The following is a 23,965-nucleotide window of genomic DNA, read 5'->3' as shown; positions in this document are numbered from 1 at the left end:
GGCGTGAGGCACCCCGTCCTCACGCAACCGCAAACTCTAAAGCGCAGCAAGTTCCTTTGGCAAGGCATAAGCCCACTGGGTGATATTGCCAGCCCCGAGAAACACGACGAAATCGTCAGGCTTGGCGATTGTCGCAATCAATGGCGCGATTTCCTGCGGACCAGTGACATAGCGTGCATCCCGATGCGCTGCCGTCTTGATGCGGGAAACCAGCGCCTCTGATGTCACGCCTTCAATGGGGTCCTCACCTGCCGTATAGACAGGAGCAACGACAACCGTATCGGCATCGTTGAAACATGCTGCGAATTCATCGAACAGGCTGGCAAGGCGGGTGAAGCGATGCGGCTGTACGACAGCGATGACCCTGCCCTTGGCGGAATCGCGTGCAGCTTTCAGCACGGCCTTGATCTCAACCGGATGGTGTCCGTAATCATCGAACACCTCGACACCCTTCCACGAACCCGTATGGGTAAAGCGCCGCTTCACGCCGCCGAAGGATGACAGGCCCTTTTTGATATCATCAGCCGAAATGCCGAGTTCATGCGCAACGGCAATCGCCGCCGTCGCGTTGGACACATTGTGCTTGCCGGGCATTGGCAGGCGCAGGCCCTTGATTTCAGTGGTCTCGCCGGTTTTGCGCTTTGATATCTGCACATCGAACAGCGACGATGGGCCATCGACAACGAGATTGACGAAGCGCACATCGGCCTGCGGGTTTTCACCATAGGTGATGACACGGCGGTCCTCGATGCGTGAGACCAGCGATTGCACTTCCGGATGGTCAAGACACATCACGCCAAAGCCATAGAATGGCACGTTCTCGACAAACTGCCGGAAGGCTTCGCGCACCCGGTCAAACGTGCCGTAATGGTCGAGATGCTCAGGATCGATATTGGTGACAACTGCGACATCGGCAGGCAGCTTCAAAAATGTGCCATCGCTCTCATCGGCTTCCACCACCATCCATTCGCCGGCGCCCATGCGCGCATTGGTGCCATAGGCGTTGATGATACCGCCATTGATGACTGTCGGGTCGAGATTGCCCGCATCGAGCAGGGTCGCCACCATGGATGTGGTTGTGGTCTTGCCATGGGTGCCGCCAATGGCGACGGCCTGACGGAAGCGCATAAGCTCCGCCAGCATTTCGGCACGGCGCACAATCGGCAGCAGCTTTTCGCGCGCCGCAACAATTTCCGGATTGGTTTTCTTGATGGCAGTCGACACCACGACAACTTCAGCATCGCCAAGATTATCAGCATTGTGCCCGACAAAAACCTCGATACCCTTCTCGCGCAGACGCTGCACATTGGCGCTGTCTGCCTGATCGGAACCCTGAACCTTGTAGCCGAGATTGTGCAGGACTTCGGCAATGCCGCTCATGCCGATACCGCCGATACCGATAAAATGAACAAGGCCGATGTTGAGCGGCATCTTCATGGACGCACTCCTTTTTTAATTGCAGTCATGGATTGGCCTGTTGCAATAGCCTCTGTGACATCAGCAAGCAACCTTGCAGCGTCAGGCTTGCCGGTCGAGCGGGCTTTATCCGCAATAAATGCCAATCGGGTCGGTTCATGCATGGCACTGGTCAGGATCGTGGCGATCCTTTCAGGCGAAAGCTCCGATTGCTTGATCACATCAGCGCCGCCTGCAGCCTGCAGAGCAGCGGCGTTGGCCGCCTGATCATGATCAAGCGCATGGGGGAAAGGCACGAGAATGGCTGGACGGCCAATGGCAGCGATTTCCGAGACTGTCGAAGCGCCAGAGCGCGACATGACGAAATGTGCATCTGCCATACGCCGCGGCATGTCCTTGAAGAAAGGTGCGACATCCGCCTTCACGCCCATGGCCAGATAGGCGGAACGCACCTGTGCTTCATCCTCGGCCCGCGCCTGCTGCGTGACCACAAGACGGGCACGATCGTCAGGCGATAAAAGCTTTATCGCTGCGGGAATGGCCTCGGAAAAATACGAAGCGCCCTGACTGCCGCCGAACACCAGAAAATGAAACGGCTGATGCGCCTGCGATGCCTTGTAGGCCTTGCCGACTTCCGCCAGAACGGCCGGGCGCACCGGATTGCCTGTCACCACGATCTTGCCCGCATAGGGGCCTTCGCCCTGTGGCAGGAACCCGCCAGCAATGGCACTGACACGGGCAGCCAGCGCCTTGTTCGCGCGGCCCATCACGGCGTTCTGCTCATGAATGAGTGTCGGGATTTTCAGGGCCGTTGCCGCATAGAGCGGCGGCAAAGTGGGATAACCGCCAAAGCCCGCCACGAGCCTGGGTTTCAGCCGCCTGAACAGTTTGCGCGAATCAAGATTGCCTTGCCATAGCGTCCAGAAGGTGCGGGCCAGCGAAATCGGATTGCGCCCGCCAATGGTTGCCGAGCGCACCACATGGATTTCCTTGGCCGGAAAAGACCCCGCAAAACGTTCCGCACGATCATCCGTCACCAGATGGATATCCCATCCACGCCCGATCAGTTCATGCGCCAGCGCTTCCGCCGGAAACAGATGGCCACCTGTGCCCCCGGCACATAAAACAATAATTCCTTTGGACATCGGCAACTCAGACTGCGTTGGCCAGCGACGGCGTTTTTGCGTTCGCCAGTGTTGCCGAGCGTCTTCCTTCCGGTCTTCTTCGTGTCAGGGCCAAGAGCAACCCTGTCGAGATTGCCACCGAAATCAGCGAAGAACCACCATAGGAAATGAACGGCAGGGTCATACCCTTTGCAGGCATCAGATGCAGATTCACAGACATATTGATGATCGACTGGAAGCCGAACAGGATCACAAGGCCGGATACCGCAAGGCGGGTGAAATCATCCCGCTCTTTCAACGCAATCGACAGGCCGCGAACCACGATAAAAGCGAAGATCAGAACGATCAGCAGGCAGAGCGCAATACCATATTCCTCGGCAGTCACCGAGAAGATGAAGTCCGTATGGCTATCGGGGATAATGCGCTTGATGGTGCCTTCGCCCGGTCCCTGACCCAGCCAGCCGCCACGGATAATTGCTTCGCGCCCGGCATCCACCTGAAACGTATCGCCTTCGCCCGTCATGAAGCGGTCAATACGGCCCGCGACGTGCGGGAACACCGTATAGGCGCCGAAGAAACCCGCAACGCCAAGACCACCAAGGCTGACGATCCACAACCACGGTACACCGGCCATGAAGAACATTGCGCCCCATGTAATGGCTGTCAGAATGGTTTGGCCAAGGTCCGGCTGGGCCACGAGCAAAGCAGCGACCACACCAAACAGCACCATGGCAAAGAAATTGCCAGGAATATCCTTGCGCCGCTCATTTTCGGAAAAGAGCCAGGCACAGACGATCACAAAAGCGGGCTTCATGAATTCCGACGGCTGGATCGAGATACCGGCCAGTGACACCCAGCGCCGCGCACCCTTGACCTCGATACCGAAGAAGAGCGCCCCAACCATCGCGACCATCGAGATGCCAAGCAGGATGATGGCAAAGCGCCTGATGGTGCGCGGCGCCATGAACGATACCGCAAACATGACGACCACCGCAGGCACCATGAACATCGACTGGTGCTTGACGAAGTAGAAGCTCTCAAGACCGATGCGCTCGGCAACGGCAGGGCTTGCGGCGAATGAAAGGAGGATGCCCAATCCCATCAGGGTCAGACAGGCGGCCAGCAGGAAACGGTCTATCGTCCACCACCAGTCAGCGACGGGTCCACGGTCAATGCGGCTTACCATTCTAGAGCCCTTTCTGGCCATATTGGCCGTATTCTGTTTCTCGGGTGGCGAGACAATCCGCGCGGAAGGTGGCGAGGCCGATGTGGTTCATCGGACGAAGGCGCCTGATAATGCGGGTGTCCGCCAACCGGAAACCCGAAGGGATGGGGCCTGTTGCACCAATACCAGCGCAAAGCCACTCGCCCGCACGAAGAGTGCGCGCCTTCCTGTCTTTGCTTGGTCTTGTCACAACATGCCTCCGTCAGAATAGGTCAATATGGTCAGAAAGGGCTCTTTGCCCCTTCAATCGGTGATGCGCCCGCAAGCGCCAGCACGGCGGAGCGGAATGCATCGCCGCGTTTCTCGAAATTCTGAAACTGGTCAAAACTGGCACAGGCAGGCGACAGCAGAACCACCGCCTCCTGCGCCCCGTCACCGGCTGCATCCCGCGCGGCGTGTTCCACCGCAGCGTTGATTGTGCCTGAAATCTCGTAAGGTGCCGCCTCGCCCAGCGTCGCGGCAAATTGCGGCGCAGCTTCGCCAATCAGATAGGCTTTCGCGATGCGCGGGAAAAACCCTGACAGCGAGGAAATACCGCCTTCCTTGGGCAGGCCACCGGCAATCCAGTAGATGCGCGGGAAGGATGACAGTGCTGGGGCTGCGGCTTCCGCATTGGTCGCCTTGGAATCATTGACGAACAACGTCTTGCCCAGCCGCGCCACCTGCTCCATGCGGTGCGCAAGGCCGGGGAAGGTTTTGAGGCCCGCATTGATCTCATCGACAGACAGACCAACCGAGCGGCAGGCGGCAAAGGCGGCCAGCGCGTTCTGGGCATTGTGCTCGCCGCGCAGCGAGCCGATGCCCTGCAACGAGGCGACTACTGTCCGCGTGCCATTCTCGGCCAGATAAAGCGTGGAACCTTCGGCGAAATAACCGTTCTGAATGGGCAGGCGCTTGGAGATGCGGATCACGCTCTTGCCAGCGCGTTCCAGCCGATCGGCAATCGCCACGCAGAAACTGTCATCAACACCGACAATGGCGGTATTACTTCCGGCGACCAGACGTTCCTTGATCTCGGCATAGTGCTGCATGGTGCCGTGACGGTCGAGATGATCGGGTGTCAGGTTCAGGAGGATACCGGCAGTCGGATTGATCGAAGGTGCAAGATCGATCTGATAGGATGAGCATTCGACCACGTAATGGCGACCATCAACAGGTGGTTCCAGCGTCATCACGGCAGTGCCGATGTTGCCGCCAAGCTGCATGTCGCGGCCCGATGCCTTGATGATATGGGCAATCAGCGCAGTCGTTGTTGATTTGCCATTGGTGCCGGTGATCGCAATAAACGGGCTGTTCTTCGCGGCAAGATTGCGCTCACGCACAAAAAGCTCGACATCCCCTATGATTTCCACACCAGCGGCACGCGCCAGATCCACCGTCCAGTGCGGACGCGGATGGGTGAGCGGCACACCGGGGGACAACACGAAGGACGAGAACTGCTTCCAGTCAACATGCCGCAGGTCGGCGGTTTCGATACCGGCACCTTCAGCCCGCGCAACGCTATCCGGATTATCGTCCCAGGCGATGACTTTCGCACCACCGGCAGCAATCGCCTTTGCCGTTGCAATACCCGAACCGCCGAGCCCGAAGAGCGCGACGGTTTTATCCTTCATGGAGTGGGCGGCGATCATGCAACTGGCCTTATCTGAGCTTGAGAGTGGAAAGGCCGATCAGCGCGAGAATGACGGCAATGATCCAGAAACGGATAACCACCTGGCTCTCGGTCCAGCCCTTCTTTTCGAAATGGTGATGGATTGGCGCCATCAGGAACACGCGCTTGCCTGTCAGCTTGAACGATGTGACCTGAATGATCACCGACATGGCTTCCATGACAAAGACGCCGCCGATGATGGCGAGGACGATCTCGTGTTTTGTTGCAACGGCAACGGCACCGATCAGCCCACCCAGCGCCAGCGATCCCGTATCGCCCATGAAAATGGCGGCGGGCGGCGCATTGAACCAGAGAAAGCCAAGACCGGCACCGATAACCGCACCCAGCACAACGGCAAGCTCACCCGTACCGGGCGTGAAGTGGATTTGCAGGTAATCGGCAAAGATCGCATTACCGGCAAGGTACGCGATAACACCGAAGGATGCCGCTGCAATCATCACCGGAACTGTTGCAAGACCATCGAGACCATCGGTGAAATTGACCGCATTACCTGCACCGACCATGACAAAGGCGGCAAAGGGAACGAAGAAAATGCCGAGATTGAGGATCAGCTGCTTGGCAAAAGGGAATGTCAGCGAGGAGGAGAAGGGCTCCTGCCCTGCCCACATGATCGCAAGACCAGCAAGCGCGGCAATCAGAAACTCAATGCCGAGACGCGCGCGGGCAGAAAAACCTTTGAACGATTGTTTGCTGACCTTGAGATAATCATCATAAAAGCCAATGGCGCCGAAGGACACGGCCACCAGCAGGACGACCCAGACATAGACATTCGACCAATTGGCCCAGAGCAGCGACGAAAGCAGAATGCCCGTCATGATCATCAGGCCGCCCATGGTCGGCGTCCCGGCTTTCTTGAAGTGAGTCTGCGGACCATCAGCACGGATCGGCTGTCCCCGTCCCTGACGCACACGCAGCGAGTCGATGATGCGCGGGCCAAACAGGAACACAATGAGCGCCGAAGTGATCAGCGCGCCGCCGGTCCTGAACGTGATGTAGCGAAACACGTTCAGAAATTGGATATGTTCCGCCAGACCGGCCAGATAATAAAGCATGTACTATGTCCCCATCCCCGTAGGCTCATTCGGCAGGACCGACGGGCTCCACGGTGTTGTACTTCTGTAGAATTGCCTTCACGATCCTGGCGAACCCGGTTCCCTTCGATGATTTGATCATGATCACATCACCGGCCCTGATCGTGCTCAGCAGATTTGACTGCAATTCGTCGACGCTCTGCCTGTATTCGGCATGGATTTCAACCGGCAAGGCCGCTTTTAACGCCGCCATTTCGGGTCCACCGAGGAAAACCATGTTGATATGATTGGCCGCAATCACCGGCGCCAGTTCCGCATGGAGTTTTGGTGCCTGTTTGCCAAGCTCCAGCATATCGCCAAGAACGGCGATGCGGCGGCCCCTGCCCGTCGGCACGGCAGCGGCAAGAAGCTCGATGGCCGCGCGCATTGATGCCGGATTGGCATTGTAGCTCTCATCGATCAGCGTGAATGTACCCCGGCCGATCTCCAGCGTGTGGCGGGCACCGCGGCCGCTGTCAGGTTTCAGCGATGCCAGCGCCAGCGTGACCTTGGTCATGTCAGCACCGGTCAGATGCGCAGCGCCCAGCACCGCCAGAACATTCTGCACGATGTGCCTGCCCGGAGCGCCGACCTTGACCACAACCTCGGAACCGGCGAGCCGCGCCGTCATGCAGGAGCACTCGCCATGCAGTTTGAGCGCGCGCAAGCGATAGTCGGCGCGGGCATTCTCGCCAAAGGTCTTGATATGCTCGACGCCCGCATCCACCGCCAGCTTTTCCAGAAACTTGTAGTGCTTGTCATCGCGATTGAGCAGGGCATAGCCGCCGGGCACAAGTCCTTCAAAAATCTCGGCTTTTGCCGTGGCAATTTCCTGCAGGTTCTTGAAATGGCCAAGATGCGCCGGAGCAATCAGCGTGATGATCGCCACGTGCGGGCGCACCATTTTCACCAGCGGCCTGATCTCGTCCGCATGGTTCATGCCGATTTCAAAGACGCCGTAATCCGTATCCTCGGGCATGCGCGCAAGGGTCAGCGGCACACCCCAATGATTGTTGAACGAGGCAACCGACGCATGCACATTGCCCGCATTGGCAAGCACATGCCGCAGCGCTTCCTTGGTGGTTGTCTTGCCAACCGAACCCGTCACCGCAATGATCTGCGCGTGGGAACGCTCGCGCGCGGCCAGCCCAAGCCGTGTCATGGCGGCCAGCACATCGTCAACCACGATCATCGGGGTTTTCAGCTTGCCCAGCGCCGGGAGCTTCACTTCCGCAACCACCAGCAGAGCAGCGCCAGCAGCAACCGCAGCGGTTGCATAATCATGCCCATCAAGCGCATCGCCCTTGATGGCAAAGAACGCCTCACCCTTACGCAGGGTTCGCGTATCGATGGAAATCCCGGTAATGCCTTCCGGCAGCGTACCGACAGGCCTGCCGTTCATGGCCTCGATCATCGCTTCCGAGGTCCAGAGCAAACTCATGCGTTATGCTCCCCGGCAAGACGATCCTTGAGCGCCTGTGCGACTTCCGTGTGATCGGAGAATGGCAGGACGACATCGCCAACAGTCTGGCCTTCTTCATGGCCTTTGCCCGCAACGATCAACGTATCGCCTGACTTCATCATGGCGACAGCCGCGCGAATGGCTTCGCGGCGATCACCAATCTCCTGCGCCCCCGGTGCAGCCGCCAGAATTTCAGAGCGGATTGTTGCTGCTACTTCCGAACGGGGATTGTCATCGGTCACGATGACAACATCGGCAAGACGGGTGGCGATTTCGCCCATCATCGGGCGCTTGCCCTTGTCGCGATCACCGCCGCAACCGAACACCACGATAACCCGGCCCGTCGTGAAGGGACGAACCGAAGTCAGCACGTTTTCCATGGCATCGGGCTTATGGGCATAATCAACATAGGCAGGCGCGCCCTCTTCCGTTGCGCCGACAAGATCAAGCCGTCCGGGCGCACCCTTCAACCGTTCAAGACCGCGCATGGCAGCGGCGGCAGGAACGCCCGTTGCAATGGCAAGACCCGCAGCAACCAGACCATTGGCTACCTGAAAATCCCCCGCAAGCGGCAAGGTGATCTCGAAAATCTCACCGGCAATCTGTACTTCGACATGCTGGCGAAAGCGCTCATGTTCAACGCGCTTCAGCGTGATGAACTCGCCCTTGCGGCCAACGGTCAAAACCTTGCAACCGGCTTCAGTGGCTGCAGCAATGGTTGGCTTGGAAAACGGATCGTCAGCAAAAATAACAGCTGGCGCGCCCTTGGGCAGAAGGTCGGTGAACAGCCGCAGCTTGGCAGCGTGATATTCCTCGACCGTCGGGTGGTAATCCATATGGTCGCGGCCAAGATTGGTGAAAGCGCCCGCTGTCAGCTTCACACCGTCAAGGCGGCGCTGATCAAGACCATGGGATGAGGCTTCCATGGCAGCGTGGGTCACACCCTCTTCAGCCAGTTCGCTCAAAAGCTTGTGCAATTCAACCGGATCGGGCGTCGTCAGCGAGCCATAATCATTGCGCGTCGGCGAAACCACGCCGGTTGTGCCGATACTGGCCGAAGCGAAACCGGCATTGGCCCAAATCTGGCGCGTGAAGGAAGCAACCGACGTTTTGCCGCTGGTGCCCGTTATGGCAACCATTACATCGGGCTGAACCCGGTAAAAGCTGGCGGCAGCCAGAGCGAGCGCCCGGCGCGGATCGTCCACATAGATAATCGGTGCAGAAACATTGCTCTGCTTGGAACCGCTTGCAGCCACGATGATCGCCGCGCCGCGCTTTGCTGCGTCGGCGGCATAGACACTGCCGTCAGCTTTCGATCCCTTGAGCGCCGCGAAAAGGAAGCCGGGCTTAACCTGCCGGGAATCCGAAGTCAGGCCAGTAATCTCCGTATCCCCGAATTCGGAGATCGCCAGGGCAGGTATGCCGTTCAAATCTTTCAGTTTCATGACCGAATCTGCTTTACTCATCACTGTCGTAGGAAACCTGCAATGGCGTTACTTGTTGGCCGAAATCGGGCTTTACCCCCAGAAATGACGCTGATCTGCGGATAATTTCGGCCACCATGGGCGCGGCATTGTAGGCCGCGATACCGCTGCTCTGCCCCTCGGCAGGCTTTGGTTCATCGATAATCGTCAGCACAACATATTCAGGTTTTTCAATCGGGAACGCTGCCACGAAGGCATTGAACCGGAGGTCCTTGGCGTACCGGCCATTGACAACCTTGTCGGCTGTACCCGTCTTGCCGCCGACGCGATAACCTTTGACGTTGGCGTTACGGCCCGAGCCGGTGTCGCCATTCAGCTTGTAGAGATAGCGCATATCATCGCTGGTTTTCGGCTTGATGACCTGTTCGGCCATCGACTGCGCCTGTGCAAGTGTGCGGGGCAGGAATGTCGGCTCAATCAGCTTGCCGCCATTGACCAGCGCCGCAGCACCCACAGCCGTTTGCAGCGGCGTTGTCGCCATGCCGTGACCGAAGGAAATCGTGATCGAATTCACCTTCTTCCACACTTTTGGCGAGTATGGCTTGGCAACTTCAGGCAGTTCCGTCTTCATCGGATCAAGCAGGCCGAGGCGGGTCAGGAATGCCCGGTGATTTTCAATGCCCACAGCATCGGCTTCACGCGCCGAACCAATATTCGATGAGAATACAAAGACTTCAGGCAGGGTCAGCACACGCGCCTTGCCGTGGAAATCGTGGATCGTCTGACGGCCAATAGTGATCGGACGCGTCGCATCATAGGTGGTGTTGAGCGTTGCGCCATGATCGAGCGACATGGCTGTCGTAAAACTCTTGATCGTCGAGCCCATTTCGTAAAGGCCAGCCGACATGCGGTTCAGATGGTCCTTGTCGAGCGCGTTGAACGGGTTGTTCGGATCAAAATCCGGCGCCGACGCCATGGCCATGACTTCGCCGGTATTGACGTTGAGAACAACAGCGCCCGCCGCAATAGCACGGTACTTCTGCATCGCGGTCACAACGACATCGCGCACCACGTGCTGTACACGCAGATCAATCGACAGGCGCACCGGCTCCAGCGAACGGCCATCGGCAAGTCCGACATCGCGCAGATCGGTCAGTCCCTGCCCGTCAATATATTTCTCCATACCGGCAATGCCCTGATTGTCGATATTGACGAGACCAAGGATGTGCGAGGCGGTCGGGCCACCCGGATAGAAGCGAGACTTCTCCGTGCGGAAGCCGATGCCGGGAATGCCGAGTGCCATGATCTGGCTTTTCTGCTGCGGCGTCAGACCACGCTTGAGCCAGGCAAAGCCCGCACCGCTTTTCAGGCGGGCATAGGTTTGTTCGAAGTTGAGATCGGGCAGAACCGTTGAGAGCAATTCATAGGCTTCATCGGGGTCGATGATCTTGCGCGGCTCGGCATAGAGCGATGCGGTCTTGATATCGGTTGCCAGCACTTCGCCATTGCGATCGAGAATATCCGGACGCGAGGCAAGCACAGTGCCGGTCGGGCCGTTATAACCCGTCGTGTCTTCCTGCATGCCGTAGAAAATCAGCCGCCCGCCAATGACGCCATAAATGCCGACAAAGCATATCATGGCCATCATCACGCGGTTGCGCGCGCGATTGCCTGATTTTTTCTTCTTCGCATCCAGTTCGAATGCCGGAACTGTTCCGTTTTCCAACTGTGCTGTTTTACGTTTGATCCAGATCGCCATGTTAATGCGCAGCTCCCTTTGGCTTTGCACCAGGGACACCAGCCGCAGGCTTGCTCACGCTGCCTGTCTTGATCGCATCGGTCTTCTTGATTGCATGCCCCGCATCGGCCTCGGTGATGAGGTTGGCAACGTCATCAATCTTTTCAGCCGCTGGCTTGGCTCTGGGGATTTCATTGAGGTTGGCGATCTGCTGCGCTTCAACCGGCTGCAGATTCAGCTGGCCCTGAAACGAGGCGACAAGCTTCTGCAACCGGCTTGGCTGGGTGAGCAGGCTCCAGTCGGCTTTCAGAAGATCAATCGTATCTTTCTCATCGGAGATCATACGTTCGATCTTGTGGACTTCCGTCATCTGCTTTTCAGCGTCATGCTTGATTTTATACGTTATGCCCGCAGCTGCGATCATCAGCCCGATCAATATGATGTCGAAGGTGCGCAGCATGGATCAGCTCCTCGCCGTTTCATGAAAATGCGGAAGATTGGGCAGGCCATAGATCGAATGATCTTCAGCAAGCGGCGGATTTTCGGTGCGGATAGCAGCGCGCAGCTTGGCCGAGCGTGCCCGCGGATTGCTTTCGGTTTCAGCATCGCCGGGTGCAACAACGCCTTTGCCAATGGGTGCGAAGCTCGCCAGACGCACATGCACCTGCGGCAGGTGGCGCGAGCCGCCGCTTGAACCGGCGCGATCATTGAAGAAGCGTTTGACGATGCGGTCTTCCAGCGAATGAAAGGTAACGACAACCAGACGACCGCCCGGCTTGAGTGCCCGTTCGGCGGCGTGCAGGGCACGGACAAGTTCGCCAAGCTCGTCATTGACGAAAATGCGCAACGCCTGAAACACACGGGTTGCCGGATGAATCGGAATTTTCGGATTACGCCCGACCAGCGCTTCGATGGCATTGGCAAGGTCACGGGTGCGATGAAAAGGCTCGGTGGTGCGGCGCTTTTCAATCATGCGCGCGATACGGCCCGCATGGCGCTCTTCACCAAGGAAATTGAAGATACGGGCGAGATCGCCGGTTTTCAGACGATTGACCACATCGGCAGCGCTTGGGCCCGAACTCGACATGCGCATATCAAGCGGGCCGTCCTTCTGGAAGGAGAAGCCGCGCTCCGCCTCGTCTATCTGCATGGAGGACACGCCGATATCGAGCACGATACCATCGGGAGCACCAAGCAGCGCAACCTGATCAAGCGTCGAGAATGTTCCTTGTACCAGCGTGAGACGACCCTGATGGGCTTTTTCCAAAGCCCGCCCGGCTTCAATGGCTGACGGGTCCCGGTCGATTGCCGTAACCGAGGCACCGGTTTCGAGAATACGTGTTGTATAGCCGCCAGCACCGAACGTACCATCGATGATCAACTGACCCGGTCCGGGTTTCAGCGCAGCAATGACTTCATCGAGCAGGACCGGTATGTGGCGCGCATTATCCTGACCGCCTGCACCTGCCATTATCCGTTTCCTGTCTGATTTTCCTGAAGACGCCGTTCCATCAGGCGTTGACGAACCTTTGCCCGATGCGCTTCGAACTGATCCGGCTGCCACATCTGAAAATGCGTGTTCGCCCCCGCAAAGGTCACATCCCCGGTAATGCCCGTATGCTCGCGCAGAAAGTCCGTCACCGTGATGCGGCCATCCGCGTCCAGTTTCAGAAAACCGCCATCCGCGTGCAGATAAAAAGACATATCGTCCGCCATCTCGGCGAAGGGGTCCTCGCTCGCCAGCCGCTTGTCGAAGCGTGTCAGCAGATCCGGCCCGCCCGCATCGAGGGCAGGCAGATGCAGCGAACGCAGCGCGTAGAGTTCCGTATGGCCGGCCTGCTGGATGATCGAACGAAAGTGCGCCGGCACGGATACCCGTCCCTTCGCATCGATCTTGTTCGTCACATGTCCGAGGAACCGGTTCAAAACGCAACACCGCCGTTTCCGCCACGAGGGCCTGTTTCATTTCCACCCCTGCTCCACCCCTTGGAGCCCCATCAATAGCCACGCATGCATCAGCCAAACGGGCCGATTGCAAGCCCTGGCATGCCAAATCCAATGTCGGGAAACACCGTGTCGACTGAACGCTACTGATGAAACCAATCGATATCATGGGGCACTATGGGCGTCAATGGGATTAGAGAACACATATGGGAGCAAGCCTGCAACCAAGCACACTTCCGGCGATTCTGAATTTATGGCTCATTAAGCTTAATGAACGGTTAGGAATGGCAGTGATGGGGGTGATTGGTGGGATGCATCAGCATTGTGCGTGCAATCGCCAAAATTAAACAATGAAGTGTCAGCTGGCCTGTAAGCCGGGTTCTGTATGGCTGGACTTTCGTCCAACGCGGCAGCCATTCATCTTGGACGGATGTTACCATCCGCCTCCTGCAACCTACCCGGACGACTGACCGGAAACCAATCGTCAGACTTTCGCCTGACACGCCGTCCCTATTCGGTTTTGCTCCCGGTGGGGTTTACCTTGCCGTTCCTGTTACCAGCAACGCGGTGGGCTCTTACCCCACCCTTTCACCCTTACCCCGTCATTCCTTGTGTCCAATCGACATGATCCGACACAACGAAAGACGGGGCGGTTTCCTTTCTGTGGCACTTTCCCTGGGGTCGCCCCCGCCGGACGTTATCCGGCACCGTGTTTCCCTGGAGCCCGGACTTTCCTCACATGCCGCCTTTCGGCTTTTGACATGCGCGGCTGCCCGGCCAGCTGACGAAGCGTATAAAAGGGTTTCGGCGGCAAAACGCAAACGAAAAAGGCCGGATTGGTTATCCGGCCCTTGTCTATGAACAATTCTTGATGAAATGAGCGATCCGTTTAGTTGGAAGCCATTTCCATCTTCACCTTGGCGCAATAGTTGGCCGAAACAGGATTCATGCGCGTTGCGCCATGACCGGCATTGTATCGCAGAATTGTACCGCAGGTCGTGCCATTGCCAAGCTTATGCGCTCCGGCAAGATATTTCATGCCCCAGCGAATATTGGTTTCCGGGTTGTAGAGCGCCTGCCGCGAACCAGTGTAACCAAGGCCGCGCGCCGTTTCGAGCTTGATCTGCATGAGGCCGATTTCTCCGGCACTTCCTGTCATATCAGCGCGGTAGTTGCTTTCCACCCGTACCACCGCATTGGCGAGCGAAACCGGCACACCGTAAGAAGCGGCATAGGAACTGATAATCGTCGAATATTTCGTCGACCCTATCGATCCTACGGAAGATGGGATGCTGGCCGTTGTCATTGTATCGACATTGGCAAGGTTTCTGTTGCGGATCGTCACCTTGATGCGAGCCTTGGTTTCAACGATTGGGCGCTTGGCTGATGCCAGAACCTTTTTGCTGGTCCGCTGCTTTACGGCAACCTTTTTGCCCTTGCCGCTTGTCTGTCCAGCCTTGGCGGATTTCCCGCCTGCCTTTTCCTTTTCAGCGGCATCCCGTTTGGCCTTGAGGTAGTCCATCAGGTTTGTTGGCTCTTTCGGGCTACTATACGCTGCGCTTGAGCCAAAGAAGGCCGTCGCCCCAAGAAGGGCGATAATCATACCAATTTTTTTTGTCATCGTTTTCCGTCTAAATCGCTTGGGCGATGCGAGCGCACCACCAGACCCGTTCCACGCCAAAAATCAAAAAGGGCACCACCGGAACAATGGCTAAGGATGTGACGGTCCAATGCAGCCGAATATGGGTCGGCCAAATAACAAAGTATAACACATTGAAATATATAGGTTGCACTGCACAAAAAACAGCAGAGAAAGCGTTTTTTTACAAATAGTTATGCTATGAGCGCGGGGAGTGCAGAAAGTACCCTGTGCAGGGTTTCGATGGTTGACATGTCAGCGACTCCGTCGACTTTTTCTGGGCGAAAATGGCGCTGGAACGCTAAAATGCCTAATTCTGTCGACCTTCCGAACACACCATCTATGGGTACATCATAGCCATAAAGGGCCAGCATGCCCTGTAAAGCCTCTACCGGCTGGCCCTGATCACCGAGGGAAAAGAACCGGCCACCGCGGATCGGCGATGGCGCCACCCAGTGGCCCACACCGGAGTTATAAAGAACCGGCCAGGGGAATTTTTCACCCGGATCAATCTTGCGCGCGGGCGCAATATCCGAATGGGCGAGCACATTCTCGGGGCGCATCTTGTGGCGCGAGACAATGCCCTTGCACAGGTCAATGACCGCATCAATCTGCACATCGCCAAAATCAGGAAAATCCAGCAGCGGGCCGCCATTGACGATTTCAATGCCAATGGACGAGGAATTGATGTCCACCTCGCCCTTCCATGAGCTTTGGCCCGCATGCCATGCGCGTTCGCTCTCAGGCACGAGTTGCACAACGCGGCCATCCTCATGCACGACGTAATGGGCCGAAACCTCGCTCTCCGGGTTGCTCAGCCAGCTTTCAGCGGCCTCGCCTGTCGCCATACCCGTATAATGCAGGACCAGAATGGAAGGGTGCTTGCCATCCTTGCGGGGGCCAAAATTCGGAGAAGGATGCACTTCCGCGCGTAAATGATCAGGTTTAAACGCGTTCATATGCCTTCAGATCTTTTTCGACTTTTTCCCACGCCGCATTGATAGCAGCGATGCGCTGATTGGCAATCGCAACAAATTCCTCCGGCACACCGCGCGCAATCAGCATATCCGGGTGGTTTTCGCGCACCAGCGCCCGGTAGCGCTTGCGCGCCTCTTCAAAGGTAACGCCGCGGGTAAGCCCAAGCACCATAAAGGGGTCTGCCTGCCCGCGCCCGACATGCCGCGCAAGAATGCTGTCGAACTGGTCTTCATCCAATGCAAAAATCTCGGCGACTGTTCCCAGAAAGATCAGCTCTTTATCGTGCAGCGCACCATCCGATTTGGCAATGTGGAACAGGCCGTCAAGAATGTCTTCCAGCATCTTGCAATTCGGCTGGCCGGAACCGCAAAGCGAAGCAAGCTGGGCTGCGTAGGTCTCGTAACCCGCCACATCCTGCTTGGCGAGATTATAGAGCCGCGTGACCTGATCCTGATAGCGCGGCGGAACGTGGAAAATCTCGTGGAATGCCTTGACCTCGACTTCGGTTACGACACCATCCGCCTTGGCCATCTTGGCAGAGAGCGCAATCATGGCAATCGAGAAAGCAACGCGCCTGCGGGTTTCGGGGTCGCCCTCAAACGCAGTGCGCACGGCCTCGATGATGCTGGAGAAGGCATCGATTGCAGTGGTGGTAATGAAGTCGCTGATACGGCGCCAAATCGACATATGACTGTTTTATTCAAATTCTTTCGCAATTGCGAGAGCGATCTGAAGTAAGTTGACCAGACGGGTTGACGCACCTGCCAAAAAATAAAATGGCCAGCACGAGGCTGGCCATTTTCATCAGGGATAACGGCTCTTACTGAACGCCGAGCGCATCCTTGATAACTTTTTCTGCGGCATCCGCAGCGGCCTTGATCTGGTCAGCAGTCTGACCGGCAGCCTTGGCAGCATCTTCAGCAGCCTTGCGGGCGGTTGCGATAGCGGCCTGCTTCTGCTCGGCTGTCATCGTGGCAGCCTGTTCCTTCAGCTTCTTCAGCGTATCGGCTGCATTCATCGGCGTTGCTGGAGCAGCCGGTGTCTGCGTTGTGGATGGTGTTGCAGGGGCAGGAGCAGGTGTTGTTGCAGGCTGCTCAGTTGTCGCTGGCGCCTTCTTTTCTTCTTCCTTTTTACCGCACGCTGTCAGTGCGAGAAGCGAAACCAAACCAAGCGAAATAAGAAGTTTGCTGTTCATAAGTATACCCTCTCCGTTTCAAACAAATACGTCCCTCATCTTTTATCTTACCTGAAATAAGGCAAAGTTGGGTCTTGTTTTAAAGTTGGGTTAACTTTTCATCGAACATTCACAAAACCTCAAGCAATCCGGGCTCTTTGCTTGTGATTGCTTCTGGCACATTGTTCTGCAAAATTGCCGCTCCAAAGCCGAAATACCAAAGAGATCACTCCCATGCCCCTATCCCCGCTGATTCGCGTCCTGACTTCCCAGGATGCACCGACCTTCCAGCAGTTGCGTCTCCATGCTCTGAAAACAGCACCGGAAGGGTTCGGCTCAAGCTATGAGGATGAAGTTGGCCGGGAACTCTCAGACATTGAAAGGATGCTTGAGGCCAGACCCAACGCAGTGTTCGGCGCATTTACCGGAACTGAACTGGTGGGCATGGCCGGTTTTACCACCACGCCCAAGGTCAAACAGAAGCACAAGGGCCTGCTATGGGGTGTTTTCGTTCACCCCGATTGGCGCGGCCACGACCTTGGCAAGCGGTTGACATCGGCGGTTGTCAATCACGCCCGTGATCACGTCGATACGCTGCATGCCACCGTCATGGCGGCAAACCTGCCAGCACGCACACTCTATCTCGGACTTGGTTTCACGGTCTTCGGCTTTGAAAAGGATGCCCTGCGCATCAATGGCCAATCCTATGATGATGAGTTGCTGCGGCTCGATCTGCGCTGAAACCTGCCCCCAGAAAATCGCCGCGCCATCTTGAAAATTGCGCGGGTTGGGTTTATACAAACCGAAATGATTAGCTCACTACTTATTACATGGCTACCATATGTCCAAAATGACGCCTCGTGACATCTATATCGACGAGCTGGCGAAAGTCAGCCGCAAGATTCGCACATTGTTTGATGCGCGGGTTAAACAACGCGGCCTGACCTTTGCGCGCGCCCGCACGATGATGCTGCTCGACCGCATGGAAATACTCAGCCAGAAAGATTTGGCCGAAGAGCTGGAAATCGAAACACCGACCATGGTGCGGCTTCTGGACGGCTTGGAGAAGCAGGGCTTCATTGAACGACGCTCGGTGGATGGTGATCGCCGGGCCAAACAGATTGTCATGACGCCTCTGGGTGCAGAGCTTGCCAGCGAGGTCAATCAACTGGCGCGCGAATTGCGGGCGGAGTTTTTGCAAGGCGTCGACGACAAGGCGCTTGTCGCGACGCTGGAGGTCATCCGCGCTATCAATCGCAACATTGGCGAAATGGACAAGGATCAGGCCTGATGATCCCGGAGGCAGAATTTGTCGGGTATGACCCGTTAAAATTGCAGCCGGAGCCCGCCGAGGAACAGGCGTTGCTCGCAGCGCCCCAGCCTGCGCCACCGCCAGCCATGAGTCCCTATTGGTCGGCCATCTATATCGCTGCATCCACCCTGCTCTCCCTGACACAGGGGCTCGGCATGAATCTCATCGCTACCAATGTGTCACAGATTCAAGGTTATCTCGGCGCGACAAACACCGAAACGACATGGCTGATCGCTGCCTATATGGCGCCAAATGTCAGTCTTTCGGTCGCCTTGATCAAAATTCGCGCCCAATATGGCCTGCGCAATTTTGCCCAGCTGAGTATTGCCGGATTTGTGCTTGTCTCGCTGATGCATCTGTTTGTGACCGATCTGCAATCGGCCATCATCATCCGTTTTTTCAGCGGCATGGCGGCCTCTCCCATGTCGACCCTCGCCTTTCTCTATATGCTCGAAGCATTTCCGCCTGCGCGCAAACTGACAGTCGCGGTCTGCCTCGTGCTGACCAATATTTCTCTGGCATCGCCAATGGCACGATTTCTGTCACCCGCACTGCTCGACTTCGGTCAATGGCGCGGACTTTATATGTTCGAGGTTTCGCTGGCCTTTATTGCCTTTACGATCATTTATCTTCTGCCACTGACACCGCCCCCACGCGCCAAGGTCATCGAGAAACTTGATATTCTGGCCTATCTGCTGATTGCCATCGGTTTCGGCTGTACTGCTGTCGTTCTTGTAACCGGACGGCTTTACTGGTGGACGGAAGTGTCATGGCTCGGCATTCTTCTTGCCATCGCCGTTGTCACGTTGACGCTGGCTGTTATCATCGACCTCAATCGAACGAAGCCGCTGCTTGATATCCGCTGGATCGTGAGCAAGGAAGTGTTGCATCTGGCCGGAACCATTCTCTTGTTCCGCTTGATCGTTTCCGAGCAAGCCACCGTTGCAACCAACTTCTTCCAGAATCTGGGCCTGCTGAACGAGCAGATTGCCACGCTCTACGCGGTGATGATGGTATCAATGGTCGTCGCAGGCCTGTGCTGTGCTGCGGTGATGACGCCGGAACGCGGGCCTGCCATCCATGTGATCGCCCTGATCTTCCTGATTATCGGCTCCTATATGGACAGTCAGGCAACGAACCTGACGCGCCCTGAGAACATGTATGTCAGTCAGGCGCTGATCGCAGCGGCAACGGTGATTTTCCTGCCGCCTGCCATGTCTGCAGGCCTGATGTCTGCGCTGAAACGTGGACCGGTCTATATTCTCAATTTCTTCATTGTGTTTCTGGCAACACAAAGCCTTGGCGGCCTGCTCGGAACTGCGGTTTTCGGCAGTTTCATCACCATCCGCGAGAAATTCCACTCCAACGTCCTTGCCGAACATATTGTCATGTCCGACCCGCTCGTTGCCCAGCGTGTTGCGCAACTGGCAAGCGGCTATGGCCGCGTCATCACCGACAAGGTGCTCCTCAATGCGGAAGGTATCGCGCTCCTGTCGCAGCAGGCCACCCGCGAAGCCAATATCCTTGCTTATAATGATGCATTCTTCCTGATAGCAGGCATCTCATTCTTTGCCCTTGTCGCCCTCCTCCTCCATGTCAGCTTTCGCTATGGCATCAGGAAGTTCACACTTCCGGCTATCACAGGCGAAATTGCTCAACCAAGTTCGTAAAATATGACCATATTGCTTCGCAACACCGCCACCCTGATTGCAATTTTCCTCGGTCTGCTCGGCCTTGTGCTGGTGCTCTATGCATGGCGGCTGCCGCCTTTTAACAGCGATGTCGAGATCACCGAGAATGCCTATGTCAAAGGCTATGTGACGCTCATCAGCCCGCAGCTCAGTGGCTACATCGTTGAAGTGCCGGTGCAGGACTATCAGCAGGTCAAGGAAGGTCAGTTGCTGGTGCGGATTGATGACCGCATCTATGCGCAGAAGCTTGAACAGGCGAAAGCGACGCTGGCAAGCCAGCAGGCCGCACTCAACAATTCGACGCAACAGGAACGCGCCGCTCAGGCCCGCATCGGTTCCAGTCAGGCGCAGCTCGACAGCGCCAATTCCGGTCTGCGCCGGACACAGGCCAATTGGGCCCGCATCGAACCGTTGACCATCAAAGGTGTCATGACCAAAAGCGATTCCGATCAGGCTGAAACCGCATTGGAGCAATCTCAGTCTTCGGTCACACAGGCGCAGGCAGCGCTGGAGGTTTCACGCCAGGATCTTGAGACCATCAAGGTCAGCCGCGGGTCGCTCGAAGCAGCCGTGGCAGGCGCGGTTGCCGCCGTCAATCTCGCCGAGATTGACATGACCAACACGAAAATTCTTGCGCCGCGCGATGGCACGGTTGGCGAAGTGGGCGCAAAACTTGGACAATACGTGACGGCAGGAACGCAGCTCATGGCGGTCGTTCCGCCCGATGTGTGGGTTATTGCCAATTTCAAGGAAACCCAGCTCAGCAATATCAAGATCGGCCAGCCTGTAACATTCACGGTGGATGCCCTCAACCGCAGGCGTCTGAACGGTCATGTCGAGCGGTTTTCGCCGGCTGCCGGATCAGAATTCAGCGTGCTCAAACCCGATAATGCGACCGGTAATTTCACCAAGGTTGCGCAGCGCATTTCCGTGCGCATCTCTGTTGATCCGGGTCAGGATCTTGCCCAGTATCTGGCACCCGGCATGTCGGTTGTGGTGCGTACGGAGCTGCAAAAATGAGGCGCCACGGAATCACGAAAACGCGGTTGAACCGACATAAGTCACAATGACCACACTGCTTATGCACCGGTTTTGCTGCCTGAAACCAGCTTCTCCGATCCGCGATTTGCCGGGCAAGAAATCATCATTGCCGCGAATTTATGGGAAAATGTTTCCACGCATTTGCAATGAGAGAGAAATTAACAAAATCAAAGGATTGGGAGAAAAACATCAATTGGCGTGCCGCTGCCCGTCCATGCCATAGTCGTGAAAATGCAAGGGTTTGTCCGCACAACCGGAATCAATCTGGCAAGGACTTGATTCAAAATCGTCACGGCTCTGTTACATCGGAATGTTAGGCGGAGAGGAATTTCCAACAAGGGGATTCAATCCGATGCCGTTTGCCAAACAGCCCGACAGCGCCTCCGCGCCGCGGCATGAAAAAGTTCAGAACGCCGTTCGCCAGAACAAGCTTCTGTCAAAGGCTGGTCTATCAGAACGGCTCTTCGCCCATGTCTTCAAGGGCCTTGTCTATCCGCAGATTTGGGAAGACCCTGAAGTGGATATGGAGGCACTGCAAATCCACTCCGGCCACCGCATTGTCACCATCGCCTCCGGCGGCTGCAACGCCATGTCCTACCTCACCGCTGATCCTGCCAGCGTCGAGGCCGTCGATCTCAACACGGCGCACGTGGCTTTCAATCGGCTGAAGCTTGCGGCGGTGTCGCGCCTGCCGAATTATGATGCCTTCTACCGCTTCTACGGAACGGCTGACGATAAGGCGAACCTTGCCGCCTATGAGCGCTTTATCCAGCCACATCTCGATAGCACCAGCCGTGCCTATTGGGAAAAGCGGATGCTGTCTGGCCGCCGCCGCATCACCATCTTTTCGCGTGATCTCTATCGCCACGGCCTGCTTGGCCTGTTTATCGGCATGGGCCACCGCGTCGCCAAACTTTATGGCATCGATCCCCGCGATATTCTCAAGGCTGAAACGATTGAGGAACAGCGTGCCTATTTTGATCGCGCCCTCGCCCCGCTCTTTGACAAGCGCATGGTGCGTTGGGCAACGAAGCGCAAATCGTCCCTGTTTGGCCTCGGCATCCCACCACAGCAATATGATGCGCTGGCAACGGCAGGTGACGGTAACATGGCGCTTGTGTTACGCCGCCGTCTGGAGAAACTCGCCTGTGGCTTCCCGCTGTCGGAAAACTATTTCGCGTGGCAGGCATTCGGGCGTGGCTACAGCGACAATGCCGAAACCGGCCCACTGCCTCCTTACCTTTCGCGCAACAATTTTGAGAACGTCCGCGACCGCGCCGAACGCATGAGCGTCGTCAATGCTTCGCTGACGGAGTTCCTTGCGGCCAAGCCTGCCGGATCGGTCGACCGCTTCATCCTTCTGGATGCGCAGGACTGGATGAATGACAAACAGTTGAACGATCTCTGGCACGAGATCACCCGCACGGCTGCCTCTGGCGCACGCGTTATCTTCCGCACCGCAGCCGAGCCCACCATTCTGCCCGGCCGTATTGATGACAGTGTGCTTGCGCGCTGGGACTATAGGGAAGAGCAATCTCTTGACCTGCATAACCGTGACCGGTCGTCGATCTATGGCGGCTTCCATCTCTACACGCTCAAGGATTGATATTGATGTTGACCAAGATTGAGCATGGACCGCTGATGGATCGCGTCTACCGGCATCAGCGCCATTTTTACGATGCCACGCGCAAATATTACCTGCTGGGCCGCGACCCGATGATTGCGGGCCTCACACCACCCGCCAATGGCAGCATTCTGGAGATTGGCTGCGGTACGGGACGTAATCTCGTCATGGCCGGCGAAGCTTACCCCACGACAAAGCTCTTCGGTGTCGACATTTCCAACGAAATGCTCAGCACCGCACGCAAGAAGGTCATGGCGGCAGGACTTGGCGAGCGCACGCAGCTTGCCTATGCGGATGCGGCAAAGTTCGACCCGTCATCGCTCTTTGGTCTCGCACAGTTTGACCGGATTTTCATCTCCTATGCCGTATCGATGATCCCGCAATGGGAGAATGTCATGCGCGAGGCGGTCAATCACCTCGCTATTGGCGGCGAATTGCACATTGTCGATTTCGGCGATCTGAAGGATTTGCCCGGCGCGGCAAGAGCGGCCCTTTATAAATGGCTGGAATGGTATCATGTCACGCCGCGCAACGATCTCTTTGAGATTGCAGAAACCATTGCAGTTGGCGCCGGTGCCCATGCCGAAGCGCAGCGGCTCTATCGCGGCTTTGCCTGGATTTCGATCATTCGCCGCACCGCTTAAAAGTTTTCCCCGCGCATACGTGTTATGGGAAAGGTTGTTTTGACTACCTTTCGGCTTGCCGGGGAATCTCCCATGGATCAAGCAGCGGGATGCCGGTAGGCAGGAAATCAATGATGTTTCGCGTGACAATCGTCATGCCATGAACGAAGCCCGTCGCCGCAATCAGGGCATCGCGCTCTGATCGCCGATCCGGCACATGAAGCCGGGCGCATCTTTGGGCAACAGCAGTGTCTATGGACAATGTGCGTCCAGCAAACTCCGGAAGAACCTTTTGATCCAGCCACGCGCGAAGGACACTGCCTTGCCCAGGATCTCTCCGCTCCATTTGCAATACGCCTGTCTCAAGCTCGAGCACAGTAATTGCGGAGATGTAAAGCTGTCCTGATTCAGCACCGTTGGCCCATCTTGCGAATTGCGGGTCTGCTTTTCCAGCGCGAACCTTGCGTAGTTCCGATACTACATTGGTGTCGAGGATAAACATCAGGAGAGATCGGTCGAGCGGCTGTTGATGACTGCTGCGGGAGCTTCAAAATCAATGTCTTCGGCTCCAGCCAAAGCATCCACGATTTTCTGCGTCCCTCCACTCAGCTGCATATATTCTTTCATCGTCAAAAGGACATGCGCAGGCTTGCCCCGATCCGTGATGAACACGGGCCCATCATTGGCTGCCTTCTTTGCTCGGCTGGTGTCCTGATTGAATTCGCGACTCGATAGGGTGGTAATCGTCATGATACCTCCAATGCCCTGAAATATGTAGATATGTTACTACATTATTCGCTGAATGCAA

The 23,965-nt window shown here is 56.7% G+C and carries 24 protein-coding genes and 1 other RNA gene; 6 read left to right on the top strand and 19 right to left on the bottom strand.

Annotation, left to right across the window (positions count from 1 at the left end; translation table 11 throughout):
• Positions 1 to 36 precede the first annotated feature (36 nt).
• The 17 genes from murC to FHW17_RS08040 all read right to left on the bottom strand — a co-directional run bounded on the left by murC (position 37) and on the right by FHW17_RS08040 (position 16,887).
• Positions 37 to 1,437 (bottom strand): UDP-N-acetylmuramate--L-alanine ligase, encoded by a 1,401-nt coding sequence (gene murC / locus FHW17_RS08120; protein WP_091877841.1) that lies wholly within the window; start codon positions 1,435 to 1,437, stop codon positions 37 to 39.
• Positions 1,434 to 2,561 carry an undecaprenyldiphospho-muramoylpentapeptide beta-N-acetylglucosaminyltransferase gene (murG, locus tag FHW17_RS08115; RefSeq protein ID WP_113096339.1) on the bottom strand — a complete coding sequence of 376 codons (1,128 nt, stop codon included), beginning with the start codon at positions 2,559 to 2,561 and terminating at the stop codon, positions 1,434 to 1,436. Before murG ends, murC begins: the two co-directional genes overlap by 4 nt.
• Before the next feature lie 7 nt (positions 2,562 to 2,568).
• On the bottom strand, positions 2,569 to 3,726 hold the full coding sequence (gene ftsW, locus FHW17_RS08110) for a putative lipid II flippase FtsW (protein WP_112529102.1): 1,158 nt from the start codon (positions 3,724 to 3,726) through the stop codon (positions 2,569 to 2,571).
• A 1-nt stretch (position 3,727) separates the two neighbouring features.
• Entirely contained in the window at positions 3,728 to 3,955 is a 228-nt protein-coding gene (locus tag FHW17_RS08105) for a hypothetical protein (protein ID WP_182509575.1), read from the bottom strand.
• Between the two features lie 31 nt (positions 3,956 to 3,986).
• Entirely contained in the window at positions 3,987 to 5,396 is a 1,410-nt protein-coding gene (gene murD / locus FHW17_RS08100) for a UDP-N-acetylmuramoyl-L-alanine--D-glutamate ligase (RefSeq protein WP_182509574.1), read from the bottom strand.
• A gap of 10 nt (positions 5,397 to 5,406) precedes the next feature.
• On the bottom strand, positions 5,407 to 6,489 hold the full coding sequence (gene mraY / locus FHW17_RS08095; RefSeq protein ID WP_112529098.1) for a phospho-N-acetylmuramoyl-pentapeptide-transferase: 1,083 nt from the start codon (positions 6,487 to 6,489) through the stop codon (positions 5,407 to 5,409).
• Positions 6,490 to 6,514: 25 nt separating this feature from the next.
• Positions 6,515 to 7,948: a UDP-N-acetylmuramoylalanyl-D-glutamyl-2,6-diaminopimelate--D-alanyl-D-alanine ligase gene (locus FHW17_RS08090; RefSeq protein ID WP_112529096.1), complete on the bottom strand. Its 1,434-nt coding sequence runs from the start codon at positions 7,946 to 7,948 to the stop codon at positions 6,515 to 6,517.
• Entirely contained in the window at positions 7,945 to 9,414 is a 1,470-nt protein-coding gene (locus FHW17_RS08085) for a UDP-N-acetylmuramoyl-L-alanyl-D-glutamate--2,6-diaminopimelate ligase (protein WP_112529094.1), read from the bottom strand. The genes FHW17_RS08090 and FHW17_RS08085 overlap by 4 nt, the downstream gene beginning before the upstream one ends.
• A 13-nt stretch (positions 9,415 to 9,427) precedes the next feature.
• Positions 9,428 to 11,152: a penicillin-binding protein 2 gene (locus tag FHW17_RS08080; RefSeq protein WP_113096336.1), complete on the bottom strand. Its 1,725-nt coding sequence runs from the start codon at positions 11,150 to 11,152 to the stop codon at positions 9,428 to 9,430.
• Position 11,153: 1 nt separating this feature from the next.
• On the bottom strand, positions 11,154 to 11,591 hold the full coding sequence (locus FHW17_RS08075; protein ID WP_112529090.1) for a hypothetical protein: 438 nt from the start codon (positions 11,589 to 11,591) through the stop codon (positions 11,154 to 11,156).
• A 3-nt stretch (positions 11,592 to 11,594) separates the two neighbouring features.
• Positions 11,595 to 12,602 (bottom strand): 16S rRNA (cytosine(1402)-N(4))-methyltransferase RsmH, encoded by a 1,008-nt coding sequence (gene rsmH, locus FHW17_RS08070; RefSeq protein WP_112529088.1) that lies wholly within the window; start codon positions 12,600 to 12,602, stop codon positions 11,595 to 11,597.
• On the bottom strand, positions 12,602 to 13,057 hold the full coding sequence (gene mraZ / locus FHW17_RS08065) for a division/cell wall cluster transcriptional repressor MraZ (RefSeq protein WP_182509573.1): 456 nt from the start codon (positions 13,055 to 13,057) through the stop codon (positions 12,602 to 12,604). The genes rsmH and mraZ overlap by 1 nt, the downstream gene beginning before the upstream one ends.
• Before the next feature lie 372 nt (positions 13,058 to 13,429).
• Positions 13,430 to 13,860, bottom strand: an RNA gene (rnpB, locus tag FHW17_RS08060) — RNase P RNA component class A.
• A 104-nt stretch (positions 13,861 to 13,964) separates the two neighbouring features.
• Positions 13,965 to 14,696, bottom strand: coding sequence for a transglycosylase SLT domain-containing protein (locus FHW17_RS08055; protein WP_182509572.1), 732 nt, complete (start codon positions 14,694 to 14,696; stop codon positions 13,965 to 13,967).
• 212 nt (positions 14,697 to 14,908) lie between these two features.
• Entirely contained in the window at positions 14,909 to 15,673 is a 765-nt protein-coding gene (locus tag FHW17_RS08050; protein ID WP_112529082.1) for an N-acetylmuramoyl-L-alanine amidase, read from the bottom strand.
• Complete coding sequence (locus tag FHW17_RS08045; protein ID WP_112529080.1) at positions 15,660 to 16,379, bottom strand: DnaJ family molecular chaperone; 720 nt, start codon at positions 16,377 to 16,379, stop codon at positions 15,660 to 15,662. The genes FHW17_RS08050 and FHW17_RS08045 overlap by 14 nt, the downstream gene beginning before the upstream one ends.
• A gap of 133 nt (positions 16,380 to 16,512) precedes the next feature.
• Positions 16,513 to 16,887, bottom strand: a complete 375-nt coding sequence (locus FHW17_RS08040; RefSeq protein ID WP_182509681.1) for a hypothetical protein — start codon at positions 16,885 to 16,887, stop codon at positions 16,513 to 16,515.
• A 213-nt stretch (positions 16,888 to 17,100) separates the two neighbouring features.
• On the opposite strand from FHW17_RS08040, the gene FHW17_RS08035 reads away from it, so the two are divergent.
• From FHW17_RS08035 to FHW17_RS08010, 6 genes are all read left to right on the top strand, one after another.
• Entirely contained in the window at positions 17,101 to 17,607 is a 507-nt protein-coding gene (locus FHW17_RS08035) for a GNAT family N-acetyltransferase (RefSeq protein ID WP_182509571.1), read from the top strand.
• A gap of 100 nt (positions 17,608 to 17,707) precedes the next feature.
• On the top strand, positions 17,708 to 18,157 hold the full coding sequence (locus FHW17_RS08030) for a MarR family transcriptional regulator (RefSeq protein WP_112529076.1): 450 nt from the start codon (positions 17,708 to 17,710) through the stop codon (positions 18,155 to 18,157).
• 107 nt (positions 18,158 to 18,264) lie between these two features.
• Complete coding sequence (locus FHW17_RS08025) at positions 18,265 to 19,848, top strand: MFS transporter (protein WP_246706773.1); 1,584 nt, start codon at positions 18,265 to 18,267, stop codon at positions 19,846 to 19,848.
• A gap of 3 nt (positions 19,849 to 19,851) precedes the next feature.
• The gene (locus FHW17_RS08020; RefSeq protein WP_112529072.1) at positions 19,852 to 20,889 is read left to right on the top strand and encodes an HlyD family secretion protein; all 1,038 of its coding nucleotides are present in this window, start codon (positions 19,852 to 19,854) and stop codon (positions 20,887 to 20,889) included.
• 373 nt (positions 20,890 to 21,262) lie between these two features.
• On the top strand, positions 21,263 to 22,516 hold the full coding sequence (locus tag FHW17_RS08015) for a DUF3419 family protein (protein WP_182509570.1): 1,254 nt from the start codon (positions 21,263 to 21,265) through the stop codon (positions 22,514 to 22,516).
• A 5-nt stretch (positions 22,517 to 22,521) separates the two neighbouring features.
• On the top strand, positions 22,522 to 23,178 hold the full coding sequence (locus FHW17_RS08010) for a class I SAM-dependent methyltransferase (RefSeq protein ID WP_112529068.1): 657 nt from the start codon (positions 22,522 to 22,524) through the stop codon (positions 23,176 to 23,178).
• A gap of 43 nt (positions 23,179 to 23,221) precedes the next feature.
• On the opposite strand, the gene FHW17_RS08005 is transcribed toward FHW17_RS08010, so the two are convergent.
• Positions 23,222 to 23,662, bottom strand: coding sequence for a type II toxin-antitoxin system VapC family toxin (locus tag FHW17_RS08005; protein WP_210275844.1), 441 nt, complete (start codon positions 23,660 to 23,662; stop codon positions 23,222 to 23,224).
• Positions 23,659 to 23,907 (bottom strand): type II toxin-antitoxin system Phd/YefM family antitoxin, encoded by a 249-nt coding sequence (locus FHW17_RS08000; RefSeq protein WP_112529064.1) that lies wholly within the window; start codon positions 23,905 to 23,907, stop codon positions 23,659 to 23,661. Before FHW17_RS08000 ends, FHW17_RS08005 begins: the two co-directional genes overlap by 4 nt.
• Positions 23,908 to 23,965: the final 58 nt, after the last annotated feature.

Origin of the sequence: Phyllobacterium sp. P30BS-XVII, from assembly GCF_014138335.1 — a bacterium.
GTDB lineage: Bacteria > Pseudomonadota > Alphaproteobacteria > Rhizobiales > Rhizobiaceae > Phyllobacterium > Phyllobacterium meliloti.
Note: the sequence above shows the minus strand (reverse complement) of the source record. Positions and strands in the feature narration are given on the sequence as shown.